Annotated in this window: 22 protein-coding genes; 10 read left to right on the top strand and 12 right to left on the bottom strand. The window is 66.4% G+C overall.

Annotation, left to right across the window (positions count from 1 at the left end):
* Window positions 1–28 precede the first annotated feature (28 nt).
* Entirely contained in the window at window positions 29–1,447 is a 1,419-nt protein-coding gene (locus tag HF886_RS20215) for an ABC transporter substrate-binding protein (protein ID WP_169622872.1), read from the bottom strand.
* Window positions 1,448–1,713: 266 nt separating this feature from the next.
* Here HF886_RS20215 and HF886_RS20210 point away from each other — a divergent pair, with 266 nt between their 5' ends.
* Window positions 1,714–3,378 carry a class I adenylate-forming enzyme family protein gene (locus HF886_RS20210; protein ID WP_169622871.1) on the top strand — a complete coding sequence of 555 codons (1,665 nt, stop codon included), beginning with the start codon at window positions 1,714–1,716 and terminating at the stop codon, window positions 3,376–3,378.
* On the opposite strand, the gene HF886_RS20205 is transcribed toward HF886_RS20210, so the two are convergent.
* Both HF886_RS20205 and HF886_RS20200 read right to left on the bottom strand, forming a co-directional pair.
* Window positions 3,375–4,301 carry an amidohydrolase family protein gene (locus tag HF886_RS20205; protein WP_169653302.1) on the bottom strand — a complete coding sequence of 309 codons (927 nt, stop codon included), beginning with the start codon at window positions 4,299–4,301 and terminating at the stop codon, window positions 3,375–3,377. The genes HF886_RS20210 and HF886_RS20205 overlap by 4 nt on opposite strands.
* 52 nt (window positions 4,302–4,353) lie before the next feature.
* Entirely contained in the window at window positions 4,354–4,878 is a 525-nt protein-coding gene (locus HF886_RS20200; RefSeq protein WP_169622869.1) for a ribonuclease H, read from the bottom strand.
* A gap of 87 nt (window positions 4,879–4,965) precedes the next feature.
* On the opposite strand from HF886_RS20200, the gene HF886_RS20195 reads away from it, so the two are divergent.
* The 3 genes from HF886_RS20195 (at window position 4,966) to HF886_RS20185 (ending at window position 7,057) form a co-directional block, all read left to right on the top strand.
* Window positions 4,966–5,901: a DNA-3-methyladenine glycosylase 2 family protein gene (locus tag HF886_RS20195; RefSeq protein ID WP_169622868.1), complete on the top strand. Its 936-nt coding sequence runs from the start codon at window positions 4,966–4,968 to the stop codon at window positions 5,899–5,901.
* Window positions 5,902–5,992: 91 nt separating this feature from the next.
* On the top strand, window positions 5,993–6,466 hold the full coding sequence (locus HF886_RS20190; RefSeq protein WP_169622867.1) for a MarR family transcriptional regulator: 474 nt from the start codon (window positions 5,993–5,995) through the stop codon (window positions 6,464–6,466).
* Window positions 6,467–6,547: 81 nt separating this feature from the next.
* On the top strand, window positions 6,548–7,057 hold the full coding sequence (locus tag HF886_RS20185) for an acyl-CoA thioesterase (RefSeq protein WP_169622866.1): 510 nt from the start codon (window positions 6,548–6,550) through the stop codon (window positions 7,055–7,057).
* A gap of 37 nt (window positions 7,058–7,094) precedes the next feature.
* Here the strand turns inward: HF886_RS20185 and HF886_RS20180 are convergent, their stop codons facing one another.
* From HF886_RS20180 to HF886_RS20165, 4 genes are all read right to left on the bottom strand, one after another.
* Window positions 7,095–8,243 (bottom strand): acyl-CoA dehydrogenase family protein, encoded by a 1,149-nt coding sequence (locus tag HF886_RS20180; RefSeq protein WP_169653301.1) that lies wholly within the window; start codon window positions 8,241–8,243, stop codon window positions 7,095–7,097.
* Window positions 8,244–8,319: 76 nt separating this feature from the next.
* Window positions 8,320–9,837, bottom strand: coding sequence for an acyl-CoA synthetase (locus HF886_RS20175; protein WP_169653300.1), 1,518 nt, complete (start codon window positions 9,835–9,837; stop codon window positions 8,320–8,322).
* 62 nt (window positions 9,838–9,899) lie between these two features.
* On the bottom strand, window positions 9,900–10,685 hold the full coding sequence (locus HF886_RS20170; protein WP_169653299.1) for an enoyl-CoA hydratase: 786 nt from the start codon (window positions 10,683–10,685) through the stop codon (window positions 9,900–9,902).
* 55 nt (window positions 10,686–10,740) lie between these two features.
* On the bottom strand, window positions 10,741–11,712 hold the full coding sequence (locus HF886_RS20165; protein WP_169622862.1) for an LLM class F420-dependent oxidoreductase: 972 nt from the start codon (window positions 11,710–11,712) through the stop codon (window positions 10,741–10,743).
* A gap of 38 nt (window positions 11,713–11,750) precedes the next feature.
* On the opposite strand from HF886_RS20165, the gene HF886_RS20160 reads away from it, so the two are divergent.
* The 3 genes from HF886_RS20160 to HF886_RS20150 all read left to right on the top strand — a co-directional run bounded on the left by HF886_RS20160 (window position 11,751) and on the right by HF886_RS20150 (window position 13,499).
* Window positions 11,751–12,527, top strand: a complete 777-nt coding sequence (locus tag HF886_RS20160) for an MOSC N-terminal beta barrel domain-containing protein (RefSeq protein ID WP_346765424.1) — start codon at window positions 11,751–11,753, stop codon at window positions 12,525–12,527.
* Window positions 12,528–12,612: 85 nt separating this feature from the next.
* Window positions 12,613–13,251: a hypothetical protein gene (locus HF886_RS20155; RefSeq protein WP_240955245.1), complete on the top strand. Its 639-nt coding sequence runs from the start codon at window positions 12,613–12,615 to the stop codon at window positions 13,249–13,251.
* Window positions 13,251–13,499, top strand: coding sequence for a helix-turn-helix domain-containing protein (locus HF886_RS20150; protein WP_169653296.1), 249 nt, complete (start codon window positions 13,251–13,253; stop codon window positions 13,497–13,499). The genes HF886_RS20155 and HF886_RS20150 overlap by 1 nt, the downstream gene beginning before the upstream one ends.
* A 7-nt stretch (window positions 13,500–13,506) precedes the next feature.
* On the opposite strand, the gene fahA is transcribed toward HF886_RS20150, so the two are convergent.
* From fahA to HF886_RS20130, 4 genes are read right to left on the bottom strand one after another with little or no spacing between them, the layout of a single operon-like run.
* Window positions 13,507–14,709, bottom strand: coding sequence for a fumarylacetoacetase (fahA, locus tag HF886_RS20145; RefSeq protein WP_169653295.1), 1,203 nt, complete (start codon window positions 14,707–14,709; stop codon window positions 13,507–13,509).
* On the bottom strand, window positions 14,706–15,908 hold the full coding sequence (locus HF886_RS20140; protein ID WP_169653294.1) for a cupin domain-containing protein: 1,203 nt from the start codon (window positions 15,906–15,908) through the stop codon (window positions 14,706–14,708). The genes fahA and HF886_RS20140 overlap by 4 nt, the downstream gene beginning before the upstream one ends.
* 52 nt (window positions 15,909–15,960) lie before the next feature.
* On the bottom strand, window positions 15,961–16,947 hold the full coding sequence (locus HF886_RS20135; protein WP_169653293.1) for a permease prefix domain 1-containing protein: 987 nt from the start codon (window positions 16,945–16,947) through the stop codon (window positions 15,961–15,963).
* The gene (locus tag HF886_RS20130; RefSeq protein ID WP_169653292.1) at window positions 16,944–17,294 is read right to left on the bottom strand and encodes a PadR family transcriptional regulator; all 351 of its coding nucleotides are present in this window, start codon (window positions 17,292–17,294) and stop codon (window positions 16,944–16,946) included. Before HF886_RS20130 ends, HF886_RS20135 begins: the two co-directional genes overlap by 4 nt.
* A gap of 164 nt (window positions 17,295–17,458) precedes the next feature.
* Between HF886_RS20130 and HF886_RS20125 the strand changes: the two genes are divergently transcribed.
* From HF886_RS20125 to HF886_RS20115, 3 genes are all read left to right on the top strand, one after another.
* Entirely contained in the window at window positions 17,459–18,802 is a 1,344-nt protein-coding gene (locus HF886_RS20125; protein WP_346765423.1) for a DUF3533 domain-containing protein, read from the top strand.
* A gap of 187 nt (window positions 18,803–18,989) precedes the next feature.
* A complete protein-coding gene (locus tag HF886_RS20120) occupies window positions 18,990–20,549 on the top strand; it encodes a bifunctional 3'-5' exonuclease/DNA polymerase (RefSeq protein ID WP_169653291.1) in 1,560 nt (519 codons plus the stop codon).
* 140 nt (window positions 20,550–20,689) lie between these two features.
* The gene (locus HF886_RS20115) at window positions 20,690–21,136 is read left to right on the top strand and encodes a nitroreductase/quinone reductase family protein (RefSeq protein ID WP_169622848.1); all 447 of its coding nucleotides are present in this window, start codon (window positions 20,690–20,692) and stop codon (window positions 21,134–21,136) included.
* Between the two features lie 39 nt (window positions 21,137–21,175).
* Here HF886_RS20115 and HF886_RS20110 read toward each other — a convergent pair whose 3' ends face one another.
* Entirely contained in the window at window positions 21,176–22,393 is a 1,218-nt protein-coding gene (locus HF886_RS20110) for a lipase family protein (protein WP_240955250.1), read from the bottom strand.
* Window positions 22,394–22,482: the final 89 nt, after the last annotated feature.

The following is a 22,482-nucleotide window of genomic DNA, read 5'->3' as shown; positions in this document are numbered from 1 at the left end:
ATCACGCCGCCGGCACCGGTCGAACGGATCAGGCGGTCGGCCTGATGACGTTCGGGTTCAGGTATTTCGTGGAGATGCGGTCCGGGCCCAGGTCGGTGCCCCATGTCTTCGCGTCGGTGGCGACGAGATACCGGTCGTCACATTTGAATTCGGCGGCTTCCGCGGGGAACGCCTGTGAGTACTCAGCGCCCTTCAGGGACACGACGAGACCGCACGTGGCGGGCATGTTGTTGCCCGGATCGGTGACGGCGTGCAGCCCGCCGCCGTCCCACTCGTGGATCTGCGAGAGTTGGTCGACCATGCACTGGCGGGTCAGGTCCGATCCGCATTCCTTCGCGGCCGTCGCCCACAGCAGGAACGACGAGGTGGCCTGCATACCGAGGAGTGCGGTCTTGCCGCCGGCTTCGGCGACGAGTTCGGTGTACTTCTTCACCGCCGGGACGGCGTCCGTGTTCTCGAGCATCTGGAACGTCATGCCGGCATGCATGTTGTCGAGCAGTCCGGTCTCACCGTTCCAGGTGGGAACGGCATTGGCGTACCAGGTGGCCTCGCCGAGGAGGATCGGATCGATGCCGACCTGGTCGAGCGCCTTGACGAAGTTGAACTCGGCGGGCACCGGCGAACGTGAGGTCCACAAGCCCTTGGCACCGCACTGCTTGATCTTCTCGGCGAACGGGACGTAGCTCGATTCGCCGTCGTAGTTGAGGGTGACACCGCAGTTCTTCAGCGTGAATCCGGCCGCTGCGGCGATCGAGCGAGCCTTGGTGTTCGCGGTGATGATCGTGGGCATCGTGCTGTCGATGACATCGAATTCACCGACGAGTTCGGGGTACATCTCCGCGATCTGGAACCACTGCGACCCGTTCGCGTAGTCGACGGGGAACGGAACACCCTGATAGGTCATCGGCCCGTTCGCCGCGTCGGGCGAGACGGTGAATGCCGGGACGGCCGCGAGGTTGCAGGCGACCCGGGTCTGTTCCGAGGTCTGATCCATCGCGAACCCGTGGCCCACCAGCATGAACTCGGAGGCGCATGCGTTCTGCATGACAGCGTTGGCCTGCGTCATCGCGGCATCGAAATGGGTGCCCACGATCCGGCGGCCGTTGATGCCGCCCTGCTCGTTGCACCAGTCGATCATGGCGGCGACGGCGTCGCCCATCTCCTTGTTCAGGCCGGGGCTCTTCGCGAACCCACGGTCGTCTCCGTAACCGATACGGATTTCGGTATCGCTCACACCCTGGTCGGTGGACCCGCCGGCATCACCTGCACCACAGGGCGATTCGAGAGTTCCGAAGGTCGCCTCCGATGCCGCGGCCGACTGGCCGGCGACAGTAGGCGATCCGGCGGACACGACTGCCTCGCCTTCCCGGTCGGAGGCACAGGCGGACGTCACCACCATCGCGGCCGCCAAGGCCGCCACCAGTTTCGTAGTAGAACTGCGTTTCACTGCGAGGTCTCCTTGGTCTCGACCGAGCCCCGCTCGAATACAGTGGACGGCGAGGGCCGAAGCATCACATCGGCGTGTCGGGTGACGCGAAGGTAGCCAGCGCATCGTGCCCGACCTCGGGCACTCCCGGTGAGTGAGACCTGATAGTGACCGTCACCACAGGTCCATCCACTCAGTGGTACGGCTCACTTCCGGGAAGGTGGGCGGCGTGGCATCTTGTGCGTCACGTGACACGAGTAGTCGTCGGCAACCGGAAAGGCTCGTCCATGACAGCACCCGCAGATCTCCAACAGATGCTGATTCAAGTCACTTCGAAACTCACCGGGCCCGGTGGACGATTCGAGGTCGTCGAAGAGAACGTGCGCGGAAACCGGATGCCGGTGATCCGGAATCGGGACCGGAAGGTCGGCGATCTCGTCGCCGCGTCGAGGGCGTGGGGTGACCGGGACTACCTGATCACGCTCGATCGACGGATGTCGTTCGCCGAGCACGCCGACGCTGTGGCGGCGGTGGCCACCGCGATGCGCGACGAGTACGGCGTCGGCAAAGGCGACCGGGTCGCGCTCCTCGGCGCCAACTCCCCCGAGTGGATCGTCGCCTTCTGGGCGTCGCAATGCCTGGGTGCCGTCGCCGTCGGCCTCAACTCCTGGTGGACGGCGTCCGAACTCGCCTACGGTGTCGACCTCGTGCGGCCGAAGGTCGTCGTGACGGACGCCAAGCGTGCCGACGTGCTCGCCCAGACGGGCCTGTCGGGGTTCACGGTCCTCACCGTGGAAGACGACCTGCCACGGCTGGTCGCCGAGCGGACCGGAGCAGAACTTCCCACGTCCGACGTCGACGAGGACGACCCCGCCGTCATCCTGTTCACGAGCGGGACGAGCGGACGCCCCAAGGGAGCTCTGCATTCTCAGCGCAACCTGCTGGCCGTGGTGGACTACCACCGCTACTCGGACGCGATGGTCGCGCACATGTACGGCCGGACCTACGACGACTCCGTGCCCAGCGACAACCGGTATCTCCTGACCTCGCCGTTGTTCCACATCGCGAGCCTCCACAACCTCGCGGTGCCCAGGCTGGCCACGGGCAGTGCCGTCGTGATGACCGAGGGCCGCTTCGACGTCGATCAGGTCTTCGGGTTGATCGAGCGCGAGAAGGTCACCAACTGGGGTGCGGTGCCGACCATGGCCGCACGCATGCTCGAGCACAAGGACACCGACCGTTACGACCTGTCGTCGCTGTCTGCGTTCGCACTGGCCTCCGCGCCCTCGTCGCCGGCGTTCAAGAAGCGGCTGCGCGAGAAGTTCCCGTTTGCGGACCAGGCTCTGGTGGACAGCTACGGCCTCACCGAGTGCAGCACCGCGGTCGCCGTAGCCACCGCGGGTGAGCTCGAGGCGTTCCCCGGGACCCTCGGACGACCGATCCTCACCGTCGCGATGGAAATCCGCGATCCTCTCGGTGACGTGGTGCCCGAGGGCGTCGAAGGCGAAGTCTGCGTTCGCAGCCCGTTCGTGATGCTGGGGTACTGGGAGGACGAGGCGGCGACCGCCGCGGCGATCACGCAGGGCGGCTGGTTGCGCACCGGAGACTTCGGTGTACTCGAGCAGGGACGACTGAGGCTGACCGGCCGACGCTCGGATCTGATCCTTCGCGGCGGGGAGAACGTGTACCCCACCGAGATCGAGCAGGTGCTCGACGAGCATCCCGCAGTCCAGGAATGCGCGGTGGTCGGCGTCGATCACGAGGATCTGGGGCAGGAGGTGGCGGCAGTGGTCGTGCTCCGTCCGGGCTCCGACGTCAGTGAACAGGACCTGCGCGACTTCTGCGCGGAACGGCTCTCGTACTACAAGGTGCCCGCACACTGGCGGATCACCGGCGACGCACTCCCCCGAAACGCGACCGGGAAGATCCGGAGACGCGATGTGACCGTCTAGGAACGGGACGGCCGGCCACGGTCACCCTGCCCCGGCGAGCGGCCGCGTTGTTCGATTCCGAACAGCGCGGCCGCGTTGTCGTGGCACACCGCCCGAAGCCAGTCCGAATCCGGTGCGACACGTGCGAGTGCCTCCAGTTGATGGAGATACGTGTAGGGAATATTGGGGAAGTCGCTTCCGAGAAGGATTTTCGACCGCAGGACGTCGAGCCTCGGCAGAGCCTCCCGAGGAAACGGCGTGTCCTCCTCGACGAAGTCGGTGAACGCCATCGTGGTGTCCAGGTGGACCCGCTCGTACCTCTCCGCGAGATCGAGGAAGTCGACGTATTCGGGTAGCCCCATGTGCGCCACGATCACCGTGAGTTTCGGGTGCCGCCACAACAATTCAGCCATCGGCCCCGGTCCCGTATGGGTGCCGGGCGCCGGTCCCGACCCGCAGTGCACCACGATCGGCACCTCGGCGTCCTCGAGCAGGCCCCACACCTCGGTCAGCAGCGGATCGAGGGGTGTGTAGTCGCCGACCTGCAGGTGCGACTTGAACACCTTCGTCCCCGCGTCGAGCGCGGAGGTGACATACGCGCCCGCCCCGGGTTCGGGATAGAAGGTCGAGGTATGGAGGCAGCCGGGAGTGCGGGCGGCGAAATCGGCTGCCCACGAGTTGAGCCACGCCGCCATGTCGGGCTTGTGCGGGTACACCATCGAGGTGAAGCACCGCACCCCGAACGCCCGCAGTCGCTCGACCCGCTCTTCTTCGCTGGTCCGGTACGAAATCGGCCAATGCCGGCCCACCAACGGCCCGGCCGAGTCGAAATATGCCCACACCTTGTCCATGACGCTGGTGGGCATGAAGTGGGTGTGCACGTCGACGAGTTCGTCGAGGCCGTGTTCCCGCCGGAACCGCGCGATCTGATCAACCTCGCTCATGCCGCGACCGTACCCGAGCGGCCTCGAGCGACGTGCCGGGCCGCACACCTCGTCAGAAGAGCGTGAGTTCGACGTCTCCGGCTCTGGCCGTCTCTGCCCGCGCCACCGCGCGCGGCAGCGGATCGGGTACCTCGATGGGCCCGGGCCGGGCCGCGACTTCCCGGGCCGCCTCGCCGGCGAGCGTGTCGGCGACTTCGTTGAAGTGGTTGCCGACATGACCGCGTACCCAGCGGAACCGCACCGGTCCGGCGCGTTCGACGAGTTCGCGGTCGATGGCACGCACGAGTTCGATGTTCTTCACCGGCGATCCCGTGGACGTCTTCCAGCCCTTGCGTTTCCATCCGGGCAGCCACTCGGACGCACATTTGATGGCGTACTGCGAGTCGGATTCGATGATCATGGGTTCGGTACCGGGATGCGCACGCAGTGCCTCGAGCACCGCACGGAGTTCGGCGATCTGGTTGGTACCGGAGCGTTCACCCCCCGATGCACTCGGTCCTTCGTGATTGACCCACGCCCATCCGATGGCGCCACCTGGATTACGCAGGCAGGATCCGTCGGTGCTCACGATGATCATGTCGCCGACCATAGCCTTTCCGTCCGACACCGGGAAACCGTCGCGGCCGTCACAGAAGTCCGACCGCTACAGAGGTACGGTAGGTCGGTGACCGCGTCCGTCAACGATGCCGCACCTGTCGACACTCTCGTGAGGGTGCCCGGGCCCGTCGACGTCGCACAAACCCTACGCCCGCTGCAGCACGGACCCCGCGACCCCTGCCACCGCCGTGACGGAAGTGCCCTCTGGCGTGTGTCGCGCATGGAGACGGGTCCTGTGACCTACCGGATCACGCAGGCCGGGACCGATTCCGTCCGCTGCCTCGTGTGGGGCCCCGGCTCCGGGGAACTGCTCGATCGGCTTCCCGCTCTCCTCGGCGCCCACGACGACCCGTCCGGATTCGCTCCCGCTCACCCCGCGCTCGCCGAGGCGCACCGCCGCATGCCCGGTCTGCGTATCACCCGCACGGGCCGCGTACTCGAAGCACTCGTCCCCGCCGTCCTCGAGCAGCGGGTGCACGGCATCGCGGCGTTCGCCTCCTGGCGTCACCTGGTCACCCGCTTCGGGGAGCCCGCACCCGGTCCCGCACCGCAGGGCATGCGGGTGCCGCCGAGCGCGGAGTCGTGGCGGCGGATCCCCTCGTGGGAGTTCCATCGCGCGAACGTCGACCCCGCAAGGGCCAAGACGATCGTGCGGTGCGCCCAGCTGGCCGACTCGCTCGAGCGTCTCGTCGACGACGATCCAGCGCGAGCGCGTCGCGCGCTGCGTTCGGTGCCCGGCATCGGGGTCTGGACGGCCGCCGAAGTCGCGCAGCGGGCCTTCGGCGACGCCGACGCCCTGTCTGTCGGCGACTATCACCTCGCCACGGTCGTCGGCTGGGCACTGCTCGGTTCGCCGCTCGACGACGCCGGCATGGTCGAGTACCTCGAACCCCTTCGGCCGCATCGGTATCGAGCCGTGCGGCTGCTCGTCGAATCCGGAGGATATTCGAGCGTCCCGCGGCGAGGCCCGCGTACCGCGGTCACCGATCACCGCCGTCACTGATCGTCAGCGCTGTCACAGCCGCCACGACCACAGCCGTCACCGATCGGCACGATTCCCGCCGCCAGATTGCCGACCTCAGGGAGGTGTACGAATGTCCGACCCCGACAACTATCCCGTGCCGACCCGGCTCGACCATCTCCCGAGCTTTCTGCTGACGCAGTCCGCCATGCGGGTGCACCGCGTGGTGTTCGACCGTCTCGATGCGGCCGGCGCACGCGGCCATCACTACCGGATGCTCTCCGCCCTCGACGAATTCGGCCCGTCCAGCCAGGTCGAACTCGGACGCCGATGCGGTCTCGACCGGAGCGACGTCGTTGCATGCATCGACGCACTGGCCGACCGCATGTACGTCCGGCGCGCCTCCGACCCCAAGGATCGCCGGCGCAACATCGTCAGTCTCACGCGGAAAGGCCGCGACCGCCTGGCAGAACTCGAACGCGTGCTCACCGCCGTGCAGGACGAAGCTTTCGCGCCGCTCGACGCCGACGAACGCGAGCAACTCGTCGCCATGCTGACGAAGATCATCGACCACCACGTCCACCTCACATCCGAGCGGCGGCCGTAGGCGCGCACACCGGCGACAGTCGTACGCTGGATAGGTGCGATCGGCAGAGATCCTGCAGGTCCCGCGCTCGAAAGGATCCCGGTGGAAGCAAAAACCTGCAGCGAATCACGAGTTGTCAAGACCAATAGGGTCTTTCCCAACGACGTCAACGATCACAACACCCTCTTCGGCGGGAAGTTGATGAGTGATATCGACATGACCGCGTCGATTTCGGCGACCCGCCACAGCCGCGCATCCGTGGTTACGGCCTCGACCGACTCTGTGGCGTTCCTCGCACCTGTGCACCAGACCGACTCGGTGTGCCTCGAGTCGTTCGTCACCTGGACCGGTCACAGCTCGATGGAAGTGTTCGTGAAGGTGACCGCCGAGAATCTGCGCAGCGGAGACCGCCGCATCGCGGCGACTGCCTTTTTGACGTTCGTGGCGATCGACGACGACGGGCGACCCACCGCGGTGCCGCCGGTGATCCCGGAATCCGACGAGGAGCGAAAGCTCAACGCCTCCGGTGAGGCGCGCGCCGAACATCGCCGGGCGCACCGTCGCCAGAGTCAGGAAATGGCTGCGTACCTCACCACGAGAAGGCCGTGGTGAGGTAACTCGCCCATCGAGACAACCACGCAGCCCGCTGCTACAGCGACCGTGCGATGAGCACCTTCATGACTTCGTTCGCACCTGCGTAGATGCGCTGTACCCGGGCGTCTTCGTACATCCGGGCGATGAGGTACTCCCGCATGTAGCCGTAGCCGCCGTGCAGCTGGACACACCGGTCGACGACCTCGCACTGCTTGTCGGTGAGCCAGTACTTGACCATCGCCGCATCGGCGGGGTCGAGGCGGCCGCGCAGGTGCTGCTCGATGCAGTGGTCGAGGAAGATGCGGCTGGTGCGGGCGATGGTCTGACACTCGGCAAGCTCGAACGCCGTGTTCTGGAATTCGAAGAGGCTGTGCCCGAACGCTTGTCGCGCCTTGGTGTACCGAACGGTCTCGTCGACCGCGCGCTGCATGGCGCCGGCCGCCTGCGCGCCGATGATCAGACGTTCCTGCACGAGTTGCGCCATGAGCTGCGCGAAGCCCTGTCCTTCTTCGCCGAGCAGGTTCGACACCGGCACCCGCACGTCCGTGAACGACAGTTCCGACGTGTCGGCGGCATGCTGCCCCACCTTGTCGAGCACGCGCCCGACCGCGAAGCCCTCACAGTCGCGCAGATCGACGATGAGCAGCGAGACGCCCTTGGCACCGGCCTTCGGGTCGGTCTTGACGGCGAGGACGATGACGTCGGCCGACGACCCGTTGGTGATGAACGTCTTCGACCCGTTGACGATGTACTCGTCGCCGTCGCGGATCGCGCTGGTCTTGATCGCCTTGAGATCCGAACCGGCTCCCGGCTCGGTCATGCCGATCGCACCGAGGATCTCGCCGGTTGCCATCCCGGGCAACCAGGTTCGCTTCTGCTCCTCCGTGCCGTACTCCAGGATGTAGTGCGCAACGATGCCGCTGTGCACGGAGATGCCGAGCGCGAGGTCGCCGGAGTATCCCTGCGCTTCGAACACGGCGAGGTCGTGCGCGAACGTGCCGCCGCCACCGCCGTACTCTTCCGGAACCGAGCACAGCAGCAGCCCCAGCTTGCCTGCCTCGAGCCATACGTGGCGGTCGATGCAACGCTGCTCGTCCCACTTCTCCGCGTGCGCCATGACCTCGCGTTCGAAGAAATCGCCCGCCAGTTCCGACAGTGCCCGCACCTCGTCGTCGTGCCACGACGGCACGTGCTTGTTCCTCATGTGTCCCCTTCGTTGATGACCCGCCGGAACGGCTGGATGTCACAGTGTCGCCCGGCGTGCCCGACGCGGCCTCCGGTCAGACCGCGCGCAGTTCCCGCTTGAGCAGCTTGCCGCTCTGGTTGCGCGGGAGAGTATCGACGAAACGGACGATCTTGGGCACCTTGAATGCCGCGAGCCGGTTCCGCACGTGGTCGACGAGTTCGCGCTCGGTGACCGTGTGACCGTCCTTGAGCACGACCACCGCGGTGACCGCCTCGATCCACTTCTCGTCGGGGGTCCCGATGACGGCGACCTCCGCAACGGACCCGTGCGTGTAGAGGGCGTCCTCCACCTCACGGGAGGCGACGAGGATGCCGCCGGTGTTGATCACGTCCTTGATCCGGTCCACGACGGTGATGTACCCCTCCGGATCGCGCGTGACGAGGTCACCGGAGTGGAACCAGCCGTCGCGGAAGGCTTCCGCGGTCGCATCCGGGTTCTCCCAGTAGCCGAGGCACAACTGCGGCGACCGGTAGAGCACTTCACCCGGTTCGCCGTCGGGAACGTCGTTCCCTTCGGCGTCGACGACGCGGGTCTCGACGAACAGCACCGCGCGCCCGCACGACGAGGGGCGGTCGGCGTGCTCGTCGGGCCCGAGCACGCAGGCCAGGGGGCCGATCTCGGACTGGCCGAAGCAGTTGTAGAAGCCCAGGTCGGGGTAGCGCTCGCGCAACCGGTTGAGCACCGTGACCGGCATGATCGACGCGCCGTACTGCGCTTTGCGCAGCGACGAGAGATCGCGCGTGTCCAGATCGGGATGGTTGGCCAAGGGGACCCACACGGTGGGGGCGAGGAACAGCGATCCGATCCGCTCGGATTCGACCAGGCGCAGGATCTCCGGGATGTCCGGGGCCGGCAGCAGGGTGATCGTCGCGCCGACCGCGAGGTACGGCAGCAGGAACACGTGCATGGCCGCCGAGTGGTACAGCGGCATGCAGATCAGCGGGTTGTCGTCGGCGCGCAAGTCGAGGGCGACGATCGACGACGTGTACTCGTGTACCAGTGCGCCGTGAGTCATCATGGCGCCCTTGGGCTTCGACGTGGTTCCCGAGGTGTACAGCAGTTGCACGAGATCGTCGGCGGACGGCGCGGCGTCGAGTGCCGGCAGGGGACCGTCCGTCGCCTCGCTCAGCAGCGACGCGTCCTCGTCGCGCAGTGCGAGCACGTGCTCGGCGGGAACGTCGGGCAGAACGCGGTCGAGTTCGCCGCGCAGCGCCGGATCGACGAGCACAGCCTTGGCCCCGGACTGCGCGAGGAGATAGGACAACTCTTCGCCGCGCAGCGCGTAGTTGATCGGCACGTGCACGAGACCAGCGCGCGCCGCCCCGAGGTAACCCAGCACATACGCGTCGGAATTGGTGCCGTACCCGGCCACGCGATCGCCGGCGGTGAGGCCGAGGGACAGCAGACGCGCGGCGGTCCGGGACACGGCGGCGTCGAGTTCCCGGTAGGTGAGGCTGCGATCGGCGAACCGCAGCGCGACACGGTCGGGGAACCTGGCAGCGGAGCGGTGCACTACAGCGTCGACGGTGTTCGCACGGGGATCGGAACTCATGCGGGCAACGTTATAGGACGTCCAACAATTGGTCGAGACCTAACGCTCGATAAGCGCCGCGGTCAGCGTCCCGTCCACACCGGCGCACGCTTGTCGACGAACGCGGACATACCCTCCTGCGCGTCGTCGAGGACGGCGTTGGTCGCCATCGTCTCCGCCATCGCCTCGTACGCGGCGTCCTGAGGGAGTTCGATCTGCCGGTAGAACGCCTCCTTGCCGATCCGCACCGTCACCGGCGACGCGGCCGCGATCTTCACCGCGAGTGCCGTCGTCTCGGTGTCCAGCGCCTCCGCCTCCACGACGAAGTTGACCAGGCCCCAGTCCGCCGCCGTCCGGGCATCGATCATGTCGCCCGTGAGCAGCATCTGCAGTGCGCGTTTCCGCCCGACGGCCCGGCTGACCGCGACCATCGGTGTCGAGCAGAACAACCCGATCCGTACGCCGGGTGTTCCGAACTCCGCACTGTCCGCAGCCACCGCGAGGTCACATGCGGCGACCAGTTGACAGCCCGCCGCCAACGCGGGCCCCTGCACCGACGCGATCACCGGCTGAGGGATCGCCTGCACGGTCTTCATCATCTCGTTGCAGGTGTCGAAGATGGCGCGCTCTTCTTCGAGGGTGCGCCCGATCATGTCCCGCAGATTGTGGCCCGCGGAGAACGCCGGCCCCTCCGCACGGATCACGATCACCTTCGTATCCGCGGACAGTGCGATCAGCCCCGCGATCACCTCGCGCATCGTATTCACGGACAACGTATTGCGCTGCCGGGCGTTGTTCAGGGTGAGCACGCCGATTCCACTGGCCTCGTCGACGGCGACGAGCACGGGCGCGGTACTGGTGTCGGTCATGCTCCCAGCCTGCCGGACCGGCCCGGCCCGCACCACCGCGACACTCGGTGAGAACTCAGCGCGGGGCGAGAGCGCGGATCATCGGCGCGGGATCCTCGGAGGGCAGAAGCGCGATCGCCGGCGTCGTCACGCCGTTGTCCATGTAGCGCTCCACGTGCTCACGGCATGCTTCCGGAGGACCGTGCACCACGAGATCGTCCACGACCCGGTCCGGGATCGCCTCGAGTGCCCCCTTGCGGTCACCTTCGGCCCACAGCCGCCACATTCCCGCGAAATCGTCGGACCGTCCGAGGAATTCGTGAAAGGCGCGGTAGACCGGAACGTTCATGTACGCGGCGATCATGCGGCGCCCGATCGCGCGGGAAGTCTCTGCATCCATGCCGGGGAGCACGAAGATCCGCGCCACGATCTCCTTACCGGCGCCGCCTTCGTCGACATACGGGGCAACGGTGCGCACGTCGTCGGCCGACAACCAGTTCACGATCGCACCGTCCGCTTCCCTACCCGCCAGCCTGAGCATGCCCGGACGCAACGCAGCGAGCAGAACCGGCGGCGCGGGGTCCGGGACGAGGCCCGCACGGAAGCCCTGGACCGAGAAGGTGTCGTACTCGTGGCTCACCTTCTCACCGGCGAGGGCGGACCGCAGGAACCGCAGGGTGTCGCGGGCGCGCTTGAACGGTTCCTCGAACGGGATCCCGTTCCACTTCCCGACGATCACGTCGGAGGACGTACCTACCCCCAGCACGAACCTGCCGGGCGCCGCGGCCGCGAGAGTCGCGGCAGACATCGCGAGCGTGGCCGGCCCGCGGGTGTACACCGGCACGATCGCGGTGCCCAGGCGGAGGGACGGGGCCCAGGTGCTCGCCAGCGCGAGGGGCGTGAAGGCGTCCGCAGCCCCCGCCTCCGACGACCAGACGTCGGTGTAACCGAGATCCGGCAATTCCTCGATCACCCGTCGTTGCTCGGAGAAGGGAATGCCGTCGAGCGGAATGGTGAGGCCCCACCGCCGTGTCGTGTTGTCCGTCATGGGCGACACCCTAGTCATCATGTGGCCCCTGTCACCCGGTGAGCTGTCCTCCCCGGTCACACGGCCGCGCCGTATGCTGGCATGTTGTGCGAATCGGTCAGCTCTGGCGTTATCCGGTGAAGTCGTTCGGTGGAGAGCGCATGGACACAGCCACCGTCGAGTCGGACGGACTGCGCGGAGACCATGTGTGGGCGGTCGTCGATCCGGAGACCGGCGATGTCGCAAGCGCAAAGCGGTTCCGCCGCTGGGGTTCTTTGCTGTCGTGCCGTGCGCGACTGCTCGACGAAGTCGATCCGCGCGACCCTGCCGCCCTGGAGATCACCCTGCCCGACGGCACTGTGGTGCACGGCAACGACCCCGCTGTGGAGGATCTGTTGTCGGACACGACCGGACGGCCCGTCCGGTTGGAGACCCGCCCGCGCACCTACGACGAAGCGCCACTCCATCTGGTGTCCACGTCCGCGGTCGACGCGCTCGGCACCGGGGACGCATCGGAGATCGCGCTGCGTCGTTTCCGGCCACAGATCGTCGTGGCGGCGGACGAGGATGCGGGATTCCTCGAAGACGGCTGGGTCGGGAAGCAGGTCGGGATCGGCTCCGCGACGGTCGAACCGAACAAGCTCACCTCACGGTGCGTGATGGTGACGCTCGCACACCAGGAGGTGCCCGCGCGGCGCGACATGCTCCGCACGGTGATGGCGCGGCCCGTCGCACCGGGACTCACGGACGATAAACCGGGTGCGTACGTCGGGGTCTACGCGACCGTCACCCGGTGCGGCCTGATCGCGGTCGGGGACACACTCGAGATCCGGTAGGCCCGCCGAGACCGATAGACATATCGTTTTTCGATGTATATAACGAATATCGATGCTATCGACATTCGTTATGCCGGGAGGCGCCATGGACACCGTCGAATCGGAAGCTGTCACGCCCATCGAGACATCCAAGAAGGACCGCAGAGACCTCTGGGCGTCGATCACGGTGTTCGCGTTGGTCGCCGTGGTCGTCGTCGTCAACTATCTCGTCGGGCTCCTCGACGACCTGAAGAGCGGGACCGTGACCGCACGGATCTCGTTCGACGACGTGCCGCCCCCGACCATGTTCTCTCCCAACGGGACCGAGGTTTCGGTCGCATCGACCACCGATATCGTCCTCCGAACCGACACCGTCTCGCCGGTGGCCGTCGGCTTCCTCCGCAGCGCCGATGCGCTGGAAACGATCGGCTACCTCATGGTTCTCGGTCTTCTCACCTGGGTCATGGTGCGGTTCCTGCGCGGAAGACTGTTCGACCGAGGCGCCGTCCGCGGAGTGTGGGCTGCGTCCATGGCTGCCATCGTCACGATCATCGCCCCCACCTTCCCGCGCGTGCTCGGCTCCAATCTGGTCATCCGGGATCTGGCCTGGCAGGTCGACCTCGACTACGCGCAACTCGGCCCCGAGTGGTGGTACGGCTACGTCTTCTGCATGGCCCTCTCCGCGGTGGCGGTGGCGCTTCGCATCGGCAGTCGCATGGCCCGTGACAACGAGGGACTCGTCTGATGCCGCCCGACAACGATCACGCCGTGCGGTGCCACCTCGACGAGCTGCTCGAGGCACGCGGCATGACGCTGGCGCACCTCGCCGACCAGGTCGGTGTGAGCGTCGTCAACCTGTCGGTACTCAAGAACGGGCGCGCCCGCGCGATCAGATTCTCCACCCTCACCGCGGTATGCCGGGCGCTGAACTGCACTGTCGGGGAACTCCTCTCGGTCGACGAAGAACCCGAAGCCCACGATCGACGGGCATGAGTGCCGGTCAGTTCACCGCGCCCGTGGCCGGCAGGATGCGCGTGCGGACCTCACCGAATCCGATACGGGTGTCGTTCCGGCCCGGGGCTGTAGCCGAGATGGCAATCTCGTCACCGTCTTCGAGGAACGTGCGTGTCTCGTCCCCCACCCGCACGGGTTCGGCACCACCCCACGTGAGTTCGATGAACGCGCCGCGCTGGTCCTTCTCCGGCCCGGAGACGGTCCCGGAACCGAACAGATCACCGGTCCTCGTGGCCGCCCCGTTCACCGACGTGTGGGCGAGCATCTGCGCCGGCGACCAATACATCTGCGCGTACGGGGGACGCGACACGACATGGCCGTTCCATTCGACGGCGAGATCGATGTCCAGACCCCACTTCTCGTTGCCCGTCAGATAGGGCAGCGGTTCCGGGTCCTGCACCGGTGTGTCGATCCGCGCGGCCTCGAGAGCGGCAAGCGGCACCACCCACGGAGAGATGGACGTCGCGAACGACTTTCCGAGATTGGGCCCGAGCGGGACGTACTCCCACGCCTGGATGTCGCGGGCCGACCAGTCGTTGAGGATCACCGCGCCGAAGCAGTGGTCGGCGAACTTGTCGGGAGCGATCTGCGAGCCCATCGGCGAACCGACGCCCACGACGAACCCCATTTCCGCTTCGATGTCGAGCCGGATCGACGGACCGAAGACCGGAACCTCGTCGTTCGGTCCCTTGCGCTGACCGCACGGGCGCACGATATCCACACCCGAGGTCACGACGGTGCTGGACCTGCCGTGATACCCCACCGGCAGGTGCTTCCAGTTGGGCATGAGCGGGTCGGGGTTCTGGGGACGGAACAACCGGCCCAGGTTCGAGGCATGATTCTCGGAGGCGTAGAAGTCGACGTAATCCGCGACCTCGATCGGAAGATGCAGCGTGACGTCGTCGACCGGGAATACCGCGTCGTCGTCGAGGCTGCCGGTGATCGCGTCCTGGATCGCGGCACGGACCTCGGCCCACCGCGTGCGCCCCTGGGCCATGAATGCGTTGAGCGACGGTTCGGCGAAGACGATGTCGTCGAACAGCCGACTCAGGTCGAGAACCGAATCACCCACGCGCACACCGACGCGCGGTTCGGTATCCGCAGTGGAGAAGATCCCGTAGGGCAGGTTGTCCGGTCCGAAGAGTGAGCCCTCGGGGATCGCGATGACAGCGCGTCGTGGGTGGGTCATTCCCCTGCTCCCGGAGTGCGACTCCAACTGCGCGCATAGGACGGGTCCTCGCAGGCGAGTGCACCTTCACCGAGTTCGAGCGGGCGGAAGGTGTCGACCATGACGGCCAGTTCGTCGAAGTACCCGACACCGATGCTGCGCTCGTAGGCACCGGGCTGCGGACCGTGCGCGTGACCGCCCGGGTGGACGGAAACCGACCCCTGCCCGATGCCCGAACCCTTGCGGGCTTCGTAGTCTCCGCCGCAATAGAACATCACCTCGTCCGAATCGACATTGGAGTGGTAGTACGGCACCGGAATCGCGAGCGGATGGTAGTCCACCTTGCGGGGCACGAAATTACAGATCACGAAGTTGTTGCCTTCGAACGCTTGATGCGTGGGTGGCGGCTGATGGACACGGCCGGTGATCGGCTCGAAGTCGTGAACGGAGAACGTGTACGGGTACAGGCAGCCGTCCCACCCGACGACGTCGAAGGGATGATGCGCCAGCACGTATCGCGTGCCGACAATCCCGCGTGACGTGCGGTGCTTGACGAGGACGTCGACGTTCTCCTCCTCGACCTGTACCGGTTCCGCGGGACCGTGCAGGTCGCGCTCGCAGAAGGGGGCGTGCTCGAGGAACTGCCCGTACTTCGACAGGTAACGCTTCGGCGGAGCGATGTGGCTGCTCGCCTCGATGATGTAGGCACGCAGCGGTTCGTCACCGGTCGGCACCCAGCGATGCGTGGTGGCTGCCGGCAGCAGCACGTAGTCGCCGGGTTTCGCCGAGAGAGTGCCGAAAACTGTGTGGACATCGGCGGTTCCGGACTCGACATACACCATTTCGTCGCCGACCACGGTGCGGTAGAGCGGTGATTCCTTCGACGAGACGACATATGAGATCCGCACGTCCGGGTTCCCGAGGATCAGACGACGTCCGGTGACCACGTCGGTCTCCGACCAGATCTCCGGGGGGAAGAGCTTGTGGAGTTCGAGGTGCCGTGGTGCGAGCGGGTGGTTCGGCGCGGTGTTCTGGTCGCCGAGTTCCCATGTGGTGGCGTCGGCGATCGCGGACGGGATGTACCGGTGGTAGAGCAGCGACGAGTCCGAGGAGAATCCCTCCTCGCCCATCAATTCCTCGTAGTAGAGGGCGCCGCGGTCGTCCCGGTGCTGGGTGTGACGCTTGGGCGGGATGACGCCGAGCTGTCGGTAGAACGCCATGGTTCGACTCCCGGGGGTTCCTGGGGTGGTGCCGCGCAGGTCGGTGACGACGTTACAGCGACACCGCCGCCGACGAGCGGGACAGCGGGCGCAGTGCTTTGAACCACGCCTCACCGATGCTCCACGCCGCCACCACCACGACTACGACGAGGATCCCCTGAGAGAAGCGCGCCATCTGTTCGGGTCCGCCCGCGAAGGTGACACCCGAAAAAACGGCGTCGAAGAACGCAGGGTTGAGAAACCTGTCGCTCGACAGCAGCCAGACCAGCGGAATCGCGAGAAGCAGGTTGAGAACGGTGTCGACGCCGGCCAGCAGAATCGTCCGGCGCCGGACCGTGTACTTGACGATCTCGAACACGGCCTCGAGCGCCAGTACGGCGAGGAGCACCGGCATCCAGAAGTTCCACAGGTCCGGTGCGATGAACGGGATCGGGGCACCCTCGGAGTCTTCGAAGGAAGAGGACGTCCGCTGCGCGATGAACACCACGATGAGGAACACGAGCATTCCGACGGAAAAGACGGTATCCCCCAGCGACACGCGTCCGTTGGTGACGGACTGCGGTAGCCGGTCGACGGTCCACTCGGCGGCGAAATCCTTGCGACGGGTGCCGTTGCGCTCCAACACGGCGAAGACGACCGTGACCCAGAAAACGATCTGCAGGGCCACTTCCACGGTGCTGGACAACCCCGTGACGAGCACCTCGACGCCGGTACTGCCCCCGATGAGGTCGACCACGAGCAGGATCGCCCCGACGAGAGGAGCAATCCACAACAGCGCCTTCAGCAGGCGCCACCAGTCGAGGAAGAACTCGGGCCCGATCAGGTACATGGGGCGTCCCGCGAGCCCTGCCGCGAGTCGGTCCGGATCGCCGAGGTCGGTGAGTACCGCGGCCTCCGCATCCACCGGTGACTCGCCCGCCGCGATCCGGGCGTCGACGGCGTCCGCGATCGAGCCGCGGAGTTCACGGCCGATGTCCTGATGCTTGTCGGCAGGAATGCTGCGCAAAGCTGCGGCGATGTAGCGGTCTGTGAGCGTCATGATGCGCCTTCTTCCGAGGTGGATGCGATGGCCTGCAAGGTGCGAGCGAGACCCGACCACTCGTCGAGGAGCCGCCGCGCAACTTCCGCGCCGGCTTCGGAGGTCCGGTAGAACTTGCGTGGTCTCGCCTCGTCGGTGTTCCACTCGCTGACGAGCAGGCCTTGCTTTTCGAGTCGTCGCAGCAACGGATACAGCGTGCCGGCGTCGACTGCGATTCCGGCGGCTGCGAGAGCCTCGAGCAATCCGTAGCCGTAGCCGGGAACGCGCAGCATCAGGAGGCTCGCGACGACGACGGACCCTCGTCGCACCTCCTGGTCGTGCCCGGCATACACATCAAGATCACTCATGCGGCTCACCATACTGTGTGAGACACACTATTGTGAAGAGCCGGAGTCCTGTATCCATTGCTGGGTTGGTTCACCCCGGCGTGACCCACGCTTTCTCCACGCGCCCCATGTGCACTCCGCCACTTGGTTCTACGAATCAGCACACACGTGTGCACAATCGACGGGTGAGTTTTTCCGACATCCCGGTCGATCCACATCGACACACCCTGCGGGGCGCCCGGTTCTGGCTGGCACCACTCGTGGTGGTCACTGCGGTGATGGCTGCGTTGGGCTATTTCTACCTGGGCAGCATGCTCGAGCCGTCCGAGAATCTCCGCGAGTTCCCGATGGCGATCGTCAACCAGGATGTCGGCGACGTCATGCCGGGAGCCGATGCGCGCCGCAACCTCGGATCCGAGATCACCGCCGCGGTGCTCGACGGCGTCGATTCCGAGCGCATCGCTCTCCAGGAAATGGGGATAGCCGCAGCGCACCGCGGCCTCGACACCGGCGAACTGTACGGCGCGATCGTGATTCCGAGCGATTTCACGAAGCGAACGTCGATCCTCGCGCAAGCCAGCGTCGTCCCGGGTGACATCGAGAAACCCGTCATCACCCTCTACAGCAACCCCCGCACCGGAACGTTCGCGTCAGCCATCGTCGGGATCATCGGTGACGAGGCGCTGACCGCAGTCAACAAATCGGTGGGTGAAGAACTCACGAAGACCGTCCGTACGACACTTGCGGAGACCGCGCCCGATCTCCAGCTCTCGGGCGGTAGCGCGCTCACACTTGCTGAGCCCATCAACGTCCTGGACGTCGAGCACAAACCCCTGCCTGCCCACACCGGTTCCGGACTGTCCGCGTTCTACTACACGCTGCTTCTGATCCTGGCGGGCTTCACCGGCGCGACCATCGTCAGTTCCATCGTCGATTCCGCGCTGGGGTTCGTGCCCACCGAATACGGACCGTTGTACATCACCAAGGAAACCACCAGGATGTCGCGACTTCAGGTGCTGTTCCTCAAGTGGGGCATCCTGGTCGTCCTCGCACTGGTCGTGTCCGCGCTGTACCTGGGGATCGGCACGGCGCTCGGGATGCCCGTGCCGCGCCCGCTGTTGCTCTGGGAGTACGGCGCCCTCGCCATCTCCGCGGTCGGCATCACCTCGCTCTCGGTGATGTCCGTGTTCGGACCCGCCGGACTGATCGTGAACCTGATGCTGTTCATCGTGCTGGGACTGCCGTCCTCCGGCGGCACGATTCCGATCGAGGCGTCGCCGCCGCTCTTCGAGTGGCTCGCCACCTTCGAACCGATGCATCAGATCTACCTCGCGGTGCGCGCCATCCTCTACTTCGACGGCAACCTTTCCGCGGGCCTCGCCGAAGGCACGAAGATGACCCTCGTGGGTCTGGGTGTCGGCCTGTTGATCGGTGTGGTGGTCACCTGGATCTACGATCGGCGCGGATTCCACCGTCTCGAGGATGCGCCTGCGACCACACGCGTCCTGGAGAGCGTCAAGATCGGATAGTCCCGGCACAACGGAACCCCACCGCATGTCGGGGTTGCGGCGGGGCTCCGCACGACCACCGTAGCCGCGCTGCGGAGCCCGGGGCCGCCGGTCTTGGGTGAAACGGGGGGTGAAGACGATCTTGGGCCCGACGGGCCGGAGGCCGGGCGGCGGAGAAGAGCCACACCTCGAGAGGCACACTTGAGCGGTGCGCACGGTTGTCGTTCCTCATCCATCCGGTAGCGGTGCCGTACGCGGCGCCAGTACCGTCACCGTCGACGAGAACGGAACCCCCGACGCAGCGGTGCGACAGCATCGCGACCTCGCCGCCGCGGTGGCCGAGATCGAAGCCACCGATCGTCCCCGATGGGTGTGGACGTCCACTTCGTCGGTGTACGGCGAACTCGTTCGTGCCGGCGTGCGCGTCCAGCGATGCCACGACCTGGCGACGACGGGCGCAATCCTGAGCACGCGCGAGGGCCTACCCCCTCCGCCCGCCGACGACCCGGTCGACGAGCGACCAGGCTTGTTCGACGCAGCACCGGCCGTGGACCTCGACACCGTGATCTCCCGGTTCGCCGACCAGCGCCGCCGCATCACCGGTGATCCCCGTCTGGAGTTACTCGTGGCCGCGGAGTCGGCGGGGACGTTGGCCGCTGCCGAGATGGGGTTCGGCGGACTGCCGTTCTCGGCCGAATCCCATCGACGACACCTCGAACGCACTCTCGGACCACGGCCCACCGGCTACGAGATGCCCGCCGGCATCGTCGCCGTGACCGAGGAGATCGGGTCGGCGTTCGGCCGCCCGGTCAATCCCGCCTCGCATACCGAGGTACTCGACGCCTTCCGGCGCGAAGGCATCGAAGTGCAGTCCACGCGCAAGCACATCCTGCAGGAGATCGACCATCCTGCGGTGCCGCTGCTTCTCCGGCACCGCGACCTGGCGAAACTGTTCAGCACCAACGGGTGGCACTGGCTCGATACTTGGGTGCACGGCAACAGGTTCCGGCCGGTCTATGTCCCCGGCGCCGTCGTCTCGGGCCGCTGGGCAAGCCGCGGCGGCGGTGCACTTCAGATCCCGAAAGCGCTCCGCTCGAGTGTGGTTGCCGACCCCGGTTGGACGTTCGTCGTCGCCGATGCGGGGCAACTCGAGCCGCGGATCCTCGCGGCGATGTCCGGTGATCCCCGGATGGTCGCCGCCGCGGGCGAGGACGACCTGTACGCACCCGTTGCCGCCACCGCGTTCGCCGGCGACCGCGCGAAGGCGAAAGTCGCGGTGCTCGGAGTGCTGTACGGCGCGACCTCCGGTGACTCCCGGTCGCTGCTCGCTGTCCTTCGAAAGAGCTTTCCCGACGCGGTGGAATTCGTCGAGCGTGCAGCGAAGGCCGGTGAACGCGGGGAGGTCGTGCATTCGTGGCTCGGGCGCGCCTGCCCGCCCGCACCGCCGGGTTTTCAGTCCGGGCCCGACGTCCGTGCCCGCGGCCGCTTCACCCGGAACTTCGTCGTGCAGGCCACTGCCGCCGAGTGGGCGCTGTGCCTCCTCGCCGAACTGCGGCGACGGCTGACCACCGATCCCGACCCGACCGCAGGCGAGCTCGTGTTCTTCCAGCACGACGAAGTCGTGGTGCACACCCGCAACCCCGCGCTCGCGTCCGCGCACATCTCCGCGTCGGTCGACGTCGCCACCCGATTGATGTTCGGCAATACGCGGGTCCGCTTTCCGATGAAGACAGCCGTGCGCACGACCTACGCCGACGACCCGGAGTAAGCGTCTCGCAGTGGTGACGGGCCGGTCCCGGGCAGGCGACACGGCAACAGAGAGCACTGCTCTTGACTCTGCCCCGCCAACCGGCGCACACTGGCTCTCAACAGAGAGCACCGCTCTCTGAATGAGAGTGAGGAAACGTCATGGATGCCTCCACCCGCTACATCGGTCCCACCGGACTGGACTCGATCATGAACCGGTTCTTCAACACACTTCCCAAGCTCGGAATCAGCGTCGCGGGCTCTCGCCTGCTTGCAGTGCGCGGCAGGAAAAGCGGCGAATGGCGCACCACCATGGTCAATGTGCTGACCACCTCCGACGGCAGGCGCTACCTCGTCGCCCCGCGCGGCCACACGCAATGGGTGCGCAATCTGCGGGTAGCCGGCACCGGGGAACTTCGCCTCGGGCGTCGCGTCGAAGAATTCAGCGCCTCCGAAGTTGCGGACGCCGACAAGATCCCGGTGCTGCGCGAGTATCTGCAACGGTGGGGCTGGGAAGTCGGGAAATTTTTCGACGGTGTCACCAAAAACTCCAGCGATGACGAGTTGGCGGCTATCGCACCAGGTTTCCCGGTCTTCGCACTCGCCTAGTCGCACGCGGTACGGTCCGGAGGAACCTGGGCCCCGACATCAGCCTGCGGGCACCGGAACAGGCGCGAGCGAATTTCCGACTCCGATCGAGGCACAGTCGTTTCGGACGTTGTCGCCGGCGAAGCGACTGTTCAGGAACTCGGCCGCCTGCGCCTGGAACGGAACGAATGCCTCCTCGTGGTCGAGGCCGTCGTACTGGGAATAGGCCACCGCGACTCCGCGAGTGCAGTACGTATGGGCAAGCCCTTCGACGTCGCCGGTCACCATGATGGTGTCGCCGATCGGGTCGCTGTGGCCGACAGCCAGGAACATCGGAACAATCGGGGTACCGGCGGTGCCCATGATGTTGTCGTTGATCGCGATCGCCACTTCTCGGACGTCGAGCAACGACCGGTAGGGCGCACGAACCATATCCGCGTCGGTGAGCCCCGGATAGTCGGACGCGAACTCCGCAATGCACCGGTTGGCAACCTCGGCGACGACCTGCTTGCCCCGGTCGGAGAGAAACGCGTCCGTGTCGAGGTCGTATGTACGCTGATAGGCCACAACCAAAGCCGGAATCACGCCCGCCCATTTCGCGCTACCGCTGACGTAGGGCAGGTTGTGTGCGAGATCGACCGGCACGCCGCCGGCGGCAGCGCCGATGATATTCAGTTCGGGCGCGTAACTCGGCGCCACCTCGGCGCCCCACTGGGTCGGTACCGATCCACCGGAGTAGCCGATCAGGCCGACGGGCGTCGAATCGGGAAGCGACAGCAGTTCTTCGGTAGCCTTGATCCCGTCGAGTGCCGCGTACGCCGATTCGCGTCCGACCGTCCACTCCAGTTCCGGCCCTTCGTAATCGGGAGCCACAACGGTGTATCCCGCGGCGATATATCCGGCGATGACGGTCTGCTCCGCAAGCGACACACCACTGTCAGCGCTCCCGGTCAACGTATAGGAGGGATCGCACTCGGATCCGAGTGCGTCGTACGCCATGTGGAACGAAATGAGCTTGGTGGGCCCCGGTGCGAGCGGTTGAAGCACAGTCGCAACGGTGTCGGTCGGCTCGCCCTGCTGGTCGGTCGTACGGTAGAGGACCTGTGTGCTGGTGACCGGCGTGGTGACACCCGGTGCGGCAAACACCGAGGGCCTGGAGCGAAGAATCGTGCCCGGAGCGAAATCCGCCAGCGGACCGTCATAGGTGTAGAACGGATCCTGCGAAGGCAGGGGCTCCGGGATCGGCTGTGCCACACTGCTGCCCGCGCCGAGAACCATGGCCGTGACGGCAACTGTCACGCACGCGATACACCGCCACAACAGACCGGACGTGACGCGTGGCTTCGTCGACATGGCGGTCTACACCC

The organism is Rhodococcus sp. 105337 (assembly GCF_012844225.1).
GTDB lineage: Bacteria > Actinomycetota > Actinomycetes > Mycobacteriales > Mycobacteriaceae > Rhodococcus.
This window is presented reverse-complemented; position numbering and strand designations above follow the sequence as displayed.

Bases quoted from the DNA above. Each gene is read 5' to 3' on its own strand.
- HF886_RS20210 (WP_169622871.1), top strand. From the start codon at position 1,714: ATGACAGCACCCGCAGATCTCCAACAGATGCTGATTCAAGTCACTTCG.
- HF886_RS20205 (WP_169653302.1), bottom strand. From the start codon at position 4,301: ATGAGCGAGGTTGATCAGATCGCGCGGTTCCGGCGGGAACACGGCCTC.
- HF886_RS20200 (WP_169622869.1), bottom strand. From the start codon at position 4,878: ATGATCATCGTGAGCACCGACGGATCCTGCCTGCGTAATCCAGGTGGC.
- HF886_RS20190 (WP_169622867.1), top strand. From the start codon at position 5,993: ATGTCCGACCCCGACAACTATCCCGTGCCGACCCGGCTCGACCATCTC.
- HF886_RS20180 (WP_169653301.1), bottom strand. From the start codon at position 8,243: ATGAGGAACAAGCACGTGCCGTCGTGGCACGACGACGAGGTGCGGGCA.
- HF886_RS20175 (WP_169653300.1), bottom strand. From the start codon at position 9,837: ATGAGTTCCGATCCCCGTGCGAACACCGTCGACGCTGTAGTGCACCGC.
- HF886_RS20170 (WP_169653299.1), bottom strand. From the start codon at position 10,685: ATGACCGACACCAGTACCGCGCCCGTGCTCGTCGCCGTCGACGAGGCC.
- HF886_RS20165 (WP_169622862.1), bottom strand. From the start codon at position 11,712: ATGACGGACAACACGACACGGCGGTGGGGCCTCACCATTCCGCTCGAC.
- HF886_RS20155 (WP_240955245.1), top strand. From the start codon at position 12,613: ATGGACACCGTCGAATCGGAAGCTGTCACGCCCATCGAGACATCCAAG.
- HF886_RS20150 (WP_169653296.1), top strand. From the start codon at position 13,251: ATGCCGCCCGACAACGATCACGCCGTGCGGTGCCACCTCGACGAGCTG.
- fahA (WP_169653295.1), bottom strand. From the start codon at position 14,709: ATGACCCACCCACGACGCGCTGTCATCGCGATCCCCGAGGGCTCACTC.
- HF886_RS20140 (WP_169653294.1), bottom strand. From the start codon at position 15,908: ATGGCGTTCTACCGACAGCTCGGCGTCATCCCGCCCAAGCGTCACACC.
- HF886_RS20135 (WP_169653293.1), bottom strand. From the start codon at position 16,947: ATGACGCTCACAGACCGCTACATCGCCGCAGCTTTGCGCAGCATTCCT.
- HF886_RS20130 (WP_169653292.1), bottom strand. From the start codon at position 17,294: ATGAGTGATCTTGATGTGTATGCCGGGCACGACCAGGAGGTGCGACGA.
- HF886_RS20115 (WP_169622848.1), top strand. From the start codon at position 20,690: ATGGATGCCTCCACCCGCTACATCGGTCCCACCGGACTGGACTCGATC.
- HF886_RS20110 (WP_240955250.1), bottom strand. From the start codon at position 22,393: ATGGTTCTCGGCGCGGGCAGCAGTGTGGCACAGCCGATCCCGGAGCCC.